General features: G+C 61.7%; 17 protein-coding genes. 15 read left to right on the top strand and 2 right to left on the bottom strand.

The genetic code is table 11. The features are described 5' to 3' along the window. Nucleotides 1-90 precede the first annotated feature (90 nt). The 5 genes from ABFY71_RS19335 (at nt 91) to ABFY71_RS13515 (ending at nt 2,791) form a co-directional block, all read left to right on the top strand. Nucleotides 91-255: a ribbon-helix-helix domain-containing protein gene (locus ABFY71_RS19335; RefSeq protein WP_431021536.1), complete on the top strand. Its 165-nt coding sequence runs from the start codon at nt 91-93 to the stop codon at nt 253-255. Beyond that, nucleotides 252-761 carry a hypothetical protein gene (locus ABFY71_RS13530; protein WP_347946569.1) on the top strand — a complete coding sequence of 170 codons (510 nt, stop codon included), beginning with the start codon at nt 252-254 and terminating at the stop codon, nt 759-761. Before ABFY71_RS19335 ends, ABFY71_RS13530 begins: the two co-directional genes overlap by 4 nt. Continuing rightward, complete coding sequence (locus tag ABFY71_RS13525) at nt 754-945, top strand: helix-turn-helix domain-containing protein (RefSeq protein ID WP_347946568.1); 192 nt, start codon at nt 754-756, stop codon at nt 943-945. The genes ABFY71_RS13530 and ABFY71_RS13525 overlap by 8 nt, the downstream gene beginning before the upstream one ends. 189 nt (nt 946-1,134) lie before the next feature. Continuing rightward, nucleotides 1,135-2,175: a bifunctional DNA primase/polymerase gene (locus tag ABFY71_RS13520; RefSeq protein ID WP_347946567.1), complete on the top strand. Its 1,041-nt coding sequence runs from the start codon at nt 1,135-1,137 to the stop codon at nt 2,173-2,175. A gap of 280 nt (nt 2,176-2,455) precedes the next feature. Then, a complete protein-coding gene (locus ABFY71_RS13515) occupies nt 2,456-2,791 on the top strand; it encodes a hypothetical protein (RefSeq protein ID WP_347946566.1) in 336 nt (111 codons plus the stop codon). Between the two features lie 99 nt (nt 2,792-2,890). On the opposite strand, the gene ABFY71_RS13510 is transcribed toward ABFY71_RS13515, so the two are convergent. Continuing rightward, a complete protein-coding gene (locus ABFY71_RS13510) occupies nt 2,891-3,229 on the bottom strand; it encodes a hypothetical protein (protein WP_347946565.1) in 339 nt (112 codons plus the stop codon). Between ABFY71_RS13510 and ABFY71_RS13505 the strand changes: the two genes are divergently transcribed. From ABFY71_RS13505 to ABFY71_RS13465, 9 genes are all read left to right on the top strand, one after another. Further along, on the top strand, nt 3,200-3,799 hold the full coding sequence (locus tag ABFY71_RS13505; protein ID WP_347946564.1) for a hypothetical protein: 600 nt from the start codon (nt 3,200-3,202) through the stop codon (nt 3,797-3,799). The genes ABFY71_RS13510 and ABFY71_RS13505 overlap by 30 nt on opposite strands. 96 nt (nt 3,800-3,895) lie before the next feature. After that, a complete protein-coding gene (locus ABFY71_RS13500; protein WP_347946563.1) occupies nt 3,896-4,354 on the top strand; it encodes a hypothetical protein in 459 nt (152 codons plus the stop codon). Then, nucleotides 4,354-4,887, top strand: coding sequence for a DUF2213 domain-containing protein (locus ABFY71_RS13495; RefSeq protein WP_347946562.1), 534 nt, complete (start codon nt 4,354-4,356; stop codon nt 4,885-4,887). The genes ABFY71_RS13500 and ABFY71_RS13495 overlap by 1 nt, the downstream gene beginning before the upstream one ends. After that, nucleotides 4,884-5,324 carry a hypothetical protein gene (locus ABFY71_RS13490; RefSeq protein ID WP_347946561.1) on the top strand — a complete coding sequence of 147 codons (441 nt, stop codon included), beginning with the start codon at nt 4,884-4,886 and terminating at the stop codon, nt 5,322-5,324. Before ABFY71_RS13495 ends, ABFY71_RS13490 begins: the two co-directional genes overlap by 4 nt. Beyond that, nucleotides 5,314-5,586 carry a hypothetical protein gene (locus ABFY71_RS13485; protein WP_347946560.1) on the top strand — a complete coding sequence of 91 codons (273 nt, stop codon included), beginning with the start codon at nt 5,314-5,316 and terminating at the stop codon, nt 5,584-5,586. Before ABFY71_RS13490 ends, ABFY71_RS13485 begins: the two co-directional genes overlap by 11 nt. Further along, nucleotides 5,583-5,798 (top strand): hypothetical protein, encoded by a 216-nt coding sequence (locus ABFY71_RS13480; protein ID WP_347946559.1) that lies wholly within the window; start codon nt 5,583-5,585, stop codon nt 5,796-5,798. The genes ABFY71_RS13485 and ABFY71_RS13480 overlap by 4 nt, the downstream gene beginning before the upstream one ends. A 216-nt stretch (nt 5,799-6,014) precedes the next feature. Next, the gene (locus tag ABFY71_RS13475) at nt 6,015-6,932 is read left to right on the top strand and encodes a hypothetical protein (RefSeq protein WP_347946558.1); all 918 of its coding nucleotides are present in this window, start codon (nt 6,015-6,017) and stop codon (nt 6,930-6,932) included. Between the two features lie 3 nt (nt 6,933-6,935). Continuing rightward, nucleotides 6,936-7,607: a hypothetical protein gene (locus ABFY71_RS13470; RefSeq protein ID WP_347946557.1), complete on the top strand. Its 672-nt coding sequence runs from the start codon at nt 6,936-6,938 to the stop codon at nt 7,605-7,607. Beyond that, on the top strand, nt 7,604-7,972 hold the full coding sequence (locus tag ABFY71_RS13465; protein WP_347946556.1) for a hypothetical protein: 369 nt from the start codon (nt 7,604-7,606) through the stop codon (nt 7,970-7,972). Before ABFY71_RS13470 ends, ABFY71_RS13465 begins: the two co-directional genes overlap by 4 nt. A 104-nt stretch (nt 7,973-8,076) precedes the next feature. On the opposite strand, the gene ABFY71_RS13460 is transcribed toward ABFY71_RS13465, so the two are convergent. Next, nucleotides 8,077-8,361 (bottom strand): hypothetical protein, encoded by a 285-nt coding sequence (locus tag ABFY71_RS13460; protein WP_347946555.1) that lies wholly within the window; start codon nt 8,359-8,361, stop codon nt 8,077-8,079. 60 nt (nt 8,362-8,421) lie between these two features. Here ABFY71_RS13460 and ABFY71_RS13455 point away from each other — a divergent pair, with 60 nt between their 5' ends. Next, on the top strand, nt 8,422-8,787 hold the full coding sequence (locus tag ABFY71_RS13455) for a hypothetical protein (RefSeq protein WP_347946554.1): 366 nt from the start codon (nt 8,422-8,424) through the stop codon (nt 8,785-8,787). Nucleotides 8,788-8,962 lie beyond the last annotated feature (175 nt).

Below are 8,962 nucleotides of genomic sequence, written 5' to 3'. Positions count from 1 at the left end.
TTCATAAGCACGGTGCTTATTGACATGCAATAGCTAACCATGTTCTAAGCACCGTGCTTAATCACCGTGCTTACCAAGGAGCTAACATCAATGGCGCGAATTGACCCCTCCCTCGTCGTTCGGCTTCCGGCTGACCTGAAGGATCGCCTGAAGCAGCGGGCGTTGGATGAACGTCGGACACTCACCGGTCAGGTAATTCACCTGCTTGAGGCGGCCCTTCCTACCGAAACTCCCAAAACGGGGAAAGCCGCATGATGGCGGCAAGCAAAAGGGCCACGGCTGGCACCGTGACCCTCTTAGGCACCGCCCTGGCAGGCGGCACCGATATCAACCCAATGGAAATGGACTTGACGATGAACAGTCATATCACGCCCGCGCCCGGCGCGGCAACGCATACCGTCACGGTGGCCGAAGACCGCAGCCGCCCGCTGAACCCCGGTGAGCCCATGAAGTTCTCGACCAGCCTCGACCGCCAGCCCGTCGTGATCCGGTCCACGACACCGTTTTTCGACAGCTGCCGGGTGCTCGCTTCATGGGGCTTCACCGGCAAGGTACAGTTCGTGGATGCCGTCACCGGCACCCCGCGCATGTCGATGTCGATCCCGGCCGGCGCCAAGCTGACCATCGAGGACGGTCCCGCTGGTCCCCGCACCCGCAAATTCCGGGGCACCGACGCGGGTGAGACCACGAAGGACGGCGGAAAGCACCCCGCCCCTACTCAAGCCTGTCCCGAACTCGCGGAGGCCGGCGCTAATGGGTGAGCAAACGGAAGCACTGGATCTCGTGTGGGGCGCGAAAGCGATCGCCCAGGTGCTCGGCTGCACCGAGCGCAAAACCTATCATCTGCTGGAGTCGGGCGCCCTGCCTTGCTGCAAACAATTAGGGCAGCGTTGGGTCGCAAGTCGGGCCGCGCTCGAGGCATTCTTTCGCGAGGTCGCGGCATGACCCGGGCTCAGGCGAACAGAAGCGAAACCGTCACCGACGGCCATCGCCCCTTGGGCAGGATCAACTGCAAGGCCGAGGGCTGCGAGACCTGGGGCCCCGATGGTCAGTATGTTGCCAAGTTCCCGACCATCCAGTCCGCGCGCCGGGCCCTGTTCGAGCTTGCCCGAGACGGGGAGAGGGGCTTGGCGGATGCGGGCCGGTCTCTTTGAGCATTGGCAGGCCGAATATGCTGAGCGCCGGGTGTCGACCTTCCCTGTTCGTCCAGACAAGACGCCCGCGGTGCGCGGCTATCTTGGAATTGGCAGGAAGGCCAGCGAGCAGATGGCCATGTCTTTCCCAGATGCGACCGGTATCGGCCTTGCCTGCAGGCGAAATCGCATCACCGTCCTGGACGTGGACACGACCGACGAGCGGATATTGGCCGACGGCCTTGCCCAGTATGGCGACACGCCATTCATCGTCCGCAGCGGCTCTGGCCACTATCAAGCGTGGTACCGGCACAATGGTGAGGGAAGGCGCATCCGACCTGACACGCGTGTTCCTATTGATATCCTGGGCGATGGGTTCGTGGTGGCACCGCCTAGCCAAGCCATTGCCGGCGTCTATCAGATCATTCGGGGCTCTCTCGATGATCTGCAGTGCCTGCCCAAAATGTCTGACGCGTCGGACAAATCCAGCCCGTCACTGTCGGCTGGCGACAGTGAGCCTCACCCTGTCACTGCGAATATTCGCAGTGAGCCCGGCCGCACCATTCTCCTGGGCCAGGGCCGAAACGATGATCTGTTCCGGCAATGCCTCAAGCTGGCCCGGACTTGCAAGCGACTGGAGGAATTGATGGACAAGGCGATGGAATACAATCGCGGCTATCCCGAGCCGCTGCCTGCAGACGAGGTGTTGAAGGTCATTGCCTCTGCGTGGGGGTATGAGGTCGAGGGGAAGAATTGGGTTGGCTACGGCCCGCGCCTTGTCATGGAGGCCACTCTTGTCGGCAGCCTCGCTGCCGCCGATCCCCGCGCATTTGCACTGCTATCCATTCTGCGACTGCAGCATAAGGCGGACGGTACCTTCATTCTCGCCAAGTCAATGACTGAAACCCTGAAGTGGTCGATCAATACCTTCCGGGGCGCCCGTGATGCGCTCATCGAGCGCGGCCTAATCGAGTGCATCCATGCTGGTGGAGGCCGCCCAAATGATCCCCCGATCTACCGGTTCAAGGGGGTCAATTTATGACCCCAATACTAACTAACACCTCCCCCCTCTCCTCTCAGTCGTTCTCTGTCATCCATCAGCCAGACGTTGGGTACGCATTGGTGAACGATCGAGGAGACATTGTTAGCCTGCACGACACCAATGCCCAGGCATGGCGCGCGGCAGACCGCGCCGCCAATGAACCAATCAGCAAGCGGGAAGACGCTGCGGACTGGGTTTGGATGAGATCGGTGTATTCGGAAACCATGCGCTGCCCAGCCTCGCATCGGGTCGGTGGTCGTCATGGCCCAGGCGGTGCAGTATGAGTTCGGATGTCGAGACCCGAAATAACGGCGCGAATACGGTCGACAATGAGCCAGCAAAGCGGCCCTTGCCGGTCCCTATGTGGCAGAATGAGATCCTGTCGCTGCAACAGGCTGCGTTCGAGACGAACCAATCGGAGAAGACCATCCGGCGCCTTTGCATCGAGTTCGGCATCGGTCGTCGATCGGCGCGCGGCGGGCACTATCAGATATCGTCGCCCGCGCTGCAGATGGTGATGAGCAATGACCTGGTCGCTCTGGAGCTGCTGCGGGCCGGACAACGTGAGGCGCCCGAGGTCATCCGCTATCTGAGGGCCCTGCAGCTGGTCGCCTGACCCAGCGACGGTAAAGCAATTCAAAGCATGCTCGGCCAATCATGGCCGGGCTTCGAACATGTCCACTCCTGTCCAGTCCACAGGTTCCAGCAGTCATGCTCAGATGCCTACCAATAGAGAGGCATCGTCATGGTTCATCGAACAGTCCCCATTCTTCTGCGCGGCGGCAATGTCCTTCCCGACTTCCGCGACGCGCTGATCACTGAATCGAACCGCTCCGGCCAGTCCGTGAACGAGGTGATCATCCGTGCCGCAGCCGAACGGCTCGCGCAACGCGGCATCCAGTTCGCTGGCGCATTCGAGCCCGGCGACGTCCAGCCCATCAACGACAACCACGACCATCCCCACGGCAGCGCCCGCCACGTCGGCTGACTGCCGTGAATGCCACTTAACGAAAAGGACGACCTCATGACCGCCAAGAAAGACGATCTCGATCATCGAATCTCCGATGCCTTCGCGACCAAGCAGTCATCTACTGAACTGTCCGCCCTCCTGCAGGAGGTCCGCGACGGTGCTACTGCCGCCGTCGCCGTTCAGGCCGAAGCCGATCGCGTTGCACTCGATCCCGCTACCCGCCCCGAGGCGGTCAGGGAGGCTCGGGAGGCCAGCGGGGATGCTACTTTCCGGGCCGCCCGCTTCACCAAGGCTGTCGAAGGGCTGGAAGCGCTCCTCACCCAGGCCAAGGGCCGCGAGGCGGATGAAGCCCGGCAACTGGAGCACGCTGCAGCCATCAAGGAGCGCGATCAACTGGCCGATGACCTGAAGGAATTCTGGCAGCTTACCAACAAGATGGTCGGCCTTCTCACCCGGCTTAGCCGCAACAATAAGCGCCTGGGCGGCGATCATCGCCATGCCGGCCCCAACCGCAGCGCCGAATCCATTCTCCGCGGCGTCGAGCATCTCTCACACCAGCAACCGTCGATCGTGGATAGCACCAAGCTTCTGGGCCCCGATGGTCGGCATGTCTGGCCGCCCCATAACACGAGCGGCTGGACGGAATACCCATAACACCCCATCCGCCGGTCCTTTTCAGGGTCATTCCGGTGGCTGAAGGCGGGCGGACCAAGGACCGGCCGCCTTCCAACAATCTCAAGGATCGAAAACATGATAGCCAACGACAACCAGAAATGCACCTGCACCGGGCCGCTCTGCGACTGCGGCGCCAACGGCATCGTCAAGGACGGGGCCGGTGTTCGCGTACCGGCCCACATGATGGACGGGGCATCTGGCAATCTGATCGTAGATGGCCTCACCATCGACCGGGCCACGCTCGATGCCTACATGAGCTCTCCTGAGCACGCCCACGACAAAAGCAAGCATGAGATGGTCCACGGCTATCTTGGTGATCGGGCGCCGGCCTTCGATAGTGCTGCCGCGTGCAGGATGCTTGCCGACCGAATTCGCCAGAACGACCATATGCAGGCCAATATTGATCACCAGGCCAAGATCGCCGCCAGTCCGGCCAGCTACACTCGTGACGGTCGGCTGATCGCAGATCTCCACACTTCGGAACTGGCACGCGAAAAGATGATCGGCGACATGAACACCTGGCGAGATCAGTAATGTTTTTCGCCGACGCTGCAGCATCACTTGAGGGATATCGGCTCACTGCCGACGGCTTTCTAGTGGCCGACGTCCGGTTCGCCCGCACAGGCATTCAGACCTATGCGGGGTTCGAACTTGATCGACGTGACCTGCCGACGGTCAGCGTCTATCGCCCCGGTGCGGAGGTCTTCAGCGCTAATGCCATGCGCTCGTTCGCTGGCCGGCCACTGACGCTGGGGCACCCGGTCGAAGCCGTATCCGCCCAGACATGGCGGCAGCATTCAATTGGACGCATGGGAGAGGAAATTACCCGCGACGGTGAATTCGTCCGTGGAACCGTGATTGTCCAGGATGCCGCCGGCATCGAAATGATCCGCAATGGCACTCGCGAACTCAGCGCCGGATATCAATGCGAAATTCAATGGGAAACCGGCCAGACGTCTGATGGTCAAGGCTACCAGGCCGTGCAGCGGACCATTCGGGGAAATCACGTCGCAATCGTGGGTCGAGCCCGAGCTGGCTCAGCGTGTCGGATCGGAGTGGCTGCGTGACCAATGATGCACCCAAAGGCAGAACGGTTGCCGGTCGCTTCACAGCGGGCAACCCGGGTCGACCACGCGGCGCCCGGCACAAAACCACGGTTGCTGTCGAGAAGCTGCTCGATGCCGATGCCCGCGCCATCACCAAGAAGGCGATCGATCTGGCCAAGGGTGGAGACACCACAGCCCTCCGGTTGTGCCTGGAGCGCATTGCTCCACCCCGCCGGGGCCGCCCGGTGCTGGTGACGGGTATGCCCACGGTGACAACGGCATCTGACGTGCCAGCTGCCATCAGTTTCATCATCGCCGCCGTCGCTGCCGGCGAACTGACCACAGACGAGGCGGCCGACGTCACAGCCATCCTGGACAAGTTCGTGAAAGCCATTGAGATCACCGATCTCGAGCAGCGCCTCAAGGATATCGAGGGGAGGCTCGGCCATGGCGCTTAGCCAGCGCATCGCGCGCATCGAAGATCGGCTGGTAAAGAACCGGTCCAACACCAATGCCGACTTTTGGTCCGAAAGACTGGCGCTGCTGACCGATGCCCAGCTCGATCGCCTCGAAGCCCTCTACTCGGTGATATCGGCAAAGCAGGAAGCAGAATCCCTGCCTTGGATTGAGGCGGTGCACGTCATCAGCGAGCCGGACCAGATCGAGCTTCAGGCCATCTTTGCCGTGATGGGCGTCTACCCCGAGGACATGGCGCTATGACCCTCCGCACCCGCCTCACCCACGTTGAACGCAACATGCCGACGCTGCGGTCACTTACCCCGGTGACGAACCCGCTGCCCAAGGTGATCGCCTTTGTCGATGCCCATGGCGGCCGGCAGCCTCAGGAGGCTTGGGCAGCCGCAACGGCCCGTCTATGTGGCGTCACGACCGGCGAGCTGTTGGCCGAACTTCGGGAGCGAGCCGATGCATAGCTCGCTTAGCCGCCGGATCGGAAAGCTGGAGCGCCAGGCCGTCCCGATCAAGGCGGAGACCAGAACGTGGCGGCAAGTCCTGCGGGACGAACCGGCCGCTTGGAGGCGATGCCTGCGGGCACGCATGCCGACAGTCACCGCCCCCGTTAATGCCGGTTATCGAAACCCAACGGCGCCGGATGATCGCGCCGACACTTCCCACACAAAGGCAATTCCATGACCGACAGTTTCAATGCTTTGACTACATGCTGCGCCGCGGTTGCGGTGAATCTCGATACCAGCACGGCGGGGGTGCTGAGGCCAACACTGGGGATGCCGTCCTATACGACTGCCGTGGATTTATTGCTTAGCAGCGATACAGGGGCCCTGGAGTCCACGACTGAGCGCGTCGTCTTCGCAGCCGCTTCAATTCTATCAACCGGACCTGGTGTCGTAGGGGTCACGTTGAAGGGCGGCACGAGCGGGGTGACTATTGCAAGGGTCTTTATAGGGCATGCTGCGGCCTCGGGAGACGCCTATGACTTTGAAGCGGCACCAATGCAGTTGTTTAAGGACGGGGCGGCGGGCGGCGTCCTGTCTGCCGGCGGAACTGGACTATGGACCGGATCTTTTACCGTAGAGCCTAGTAAGAACTTGATCGTCGCTTACGAGGTAACCACCGGCAGCGTGCCGTTCCAGGGACCAGGCGCAGCTGGAACCTCTTACACCAAAGCTGGCGCCGAAGCAGACGTTGTAGATGCCGGCGGCACATGGGGCTCAACGGCGGGATATGCGCATGGGGTGGACTTAATTCAGAGGGCGCCCACCCCGGCCGCAAACAACCTAACAGTCGCGTCCACCAGTTTCACCGCCGCGTCAGTGCCCACCACCATGAAGGCGCTGATCCAGGTCAGGGAAGTAGACGCCGCTGTTGCCGGTACGGATTACACCATGGAGTGCAGCCGCAACGGCGGAACAACCTGGACCGCGATGGCGCTGACCGAGAAGTTCAGCACACCAGGCGGTCTGCGGGTGGTCGAAAGTTCCGATACCGACGTGACCGGCCAGCCTTCGGGTACCGCGCCGCGCTGGCGGTTCAAGACTCTGAACAACAAGATGGTCGAGTTGCACGACGTCTATTTTTACTGGAACTAGGCCATGACCACGATCGTCGCTAAAGCCTTTTGCGACCGGGTCGAGATACTCAGCGACGGTGGCGTTCTCAACGTTACAAGCGGCTCTTACCCGCTGATCAAAACCATCAACAAGGTCCGTGGCTCAATTTTCGCGCCGCTGGCGATAGCCGGCACTGGCCCCGTCGGCTATAGCGACCAGGTGGCTGGTGCAGTAGTCAACTGGAGTCGCCAAACTGGCTCTGTCGATGCGACGATTGGACTGGCGCGGCAAGAATTGAAGCGGCAAAGGCTGGAGGGTCGGCCGCCTCTGCAGCCGACGCGAATGCTCATTGCCGGCATTTCCGAGACCAAAGGCCCGCGCCTATGGGAGTTCGTCAACCACCTCGGCACCACCCCGGAGCCATGGTGCCTTGCGGAACATGGCCCCTGTATCCGGTTGTTCGGGTCGGTACCAACCGAGGCCGAGGTGGCAATGATAGATGAAGCAACCACTCTGGCTAGCCTGGTGCCGATGATGGACGCGTTCAGAACTCGGTTCCGGCGCCAATGCAACAGCCATGTCGACCTGACCATCATCCACCAGTACGGCGTGGAAACTCGGCGGTTGCATGTCTGGCCCGATGACGTAATCGGGTCGCCCATGTGGACGCCAGAGGATTGGCTCGCGGCTCAGAACTCAGGACACACAGCATGAACGCAACCCCTGCCCTTGATCGCGTCGGCGCCCCGCTATTCTCCGATAGATGGCCCAACGCCAAGGTGGCCCGCATCGCGGCCATGGTGGCCAAGGGCTACAGCGGCACGGCGATCGCGGCCGAACTCCAGGACGGCACGACGCCGAACCAGGTGTCCAGCATGGTCGGCCATTGGGGTATTGCGGCCAAGTGCTCAGACCCGCGCTTCACCTATGCCGACGTGCCAGTCCCCCTGGCCGCCAAGTTCCGCACCACGCTTGCCGCCGAGGCCACGCGCCGGGGCATGGAATTGCCCGAGCTGGTGGCGAAGATGGCAGAGACGATCTGCCGGGACGGGCTGTTCGGGGCTGTGCTGGATGCGTGAACGGGCAGACGCGAAATTCGCAAGAGGCTTGAGTGACGCTCGATCTCCGGAGGCTGAGGCGGAAATGGAGATCATTGGCGCGGCGAATATGGCCAGCCTCTCCGCTACCAGGACAGCTCCCTATTCAGGTTCCGCTGAACGCCTGCCAGGCTCATGCTGCGAAAGAACGGGTGCCAAGGCTGCGGAGCGATAAATCCCATCCGTCCGCCACCACCAGGCCAAACAGGAACCACGATACCGGCCAAGCCGGCCGCGCTGGAATGTTGTTGGATTTCAGCGATCATCTCTTGCTGTTCATCTTGCGTCCTACGCCCAAACTCGGCGCTAAGCGGCACGATCACCATGTCCTGGCCCTGCTGGCGTAAATGCGCGACTTTGAATTTTGGCATGAGAGCCCTCCCTAACCCCATTCAACTGCAACGCCAAACAAGAGTCACTGGGAACAGACAGTGATTTTCTTCGCTCACCAGCCCCCGCTAAGCGGGATTATCGGCAGCGTCCCCCTCCCGGAATCATCGAGCCTGCGCCATCATGGCGCCATGGCGGAACCGGGCACACTACAGAGCATGATCGAGGCAGGCGATGGCGTGACGGCCTATTGCATCGCCAGCCATGACTGTCTGTGCCACCACAGCGGCAAGGTCGACCTCACTCAGCTGGTCGATCGGCTTGGGCCCGGCTTTAGCATCCCGGCCAACCATGCCCGGTTCATCCGCGCGCTGCGCTGCACCAGATGCGGACGGCGCAATGCCGAGATCCGGATATCGGTGATGAACACCGGCCCCTCGAAAGACCCGATGCGGACGGTGTGGTGAAGCTGCGCAAATGCAGGGAGCAGCGCCCGTAACCGTCTTCCCTACCCGATATACCCTGAACAGCGTTTCGCCGCTCCTCCATGACTTCACCGCAGCCAGTGCCGATGTCTGGCAACTATCCCACCGCACATAAAAAGGGCCCAGCGATCGGAATCGCTGGGCCTTTCGTTCTGCA

Source organism: Devosia alba (genome assembly GCF_039938915.1).
Lineage (GTDB): Bacteria > Pseudomonadota > Alphaproteobacteria > Rhizobiales > Devosiaceae > Devosia > Devosia alba.
The sequence above is the reverse complement of the archived record's forward strand: the minus strand, read 5'-3'. Positions and strand labels throughout refer to the sequence as shown.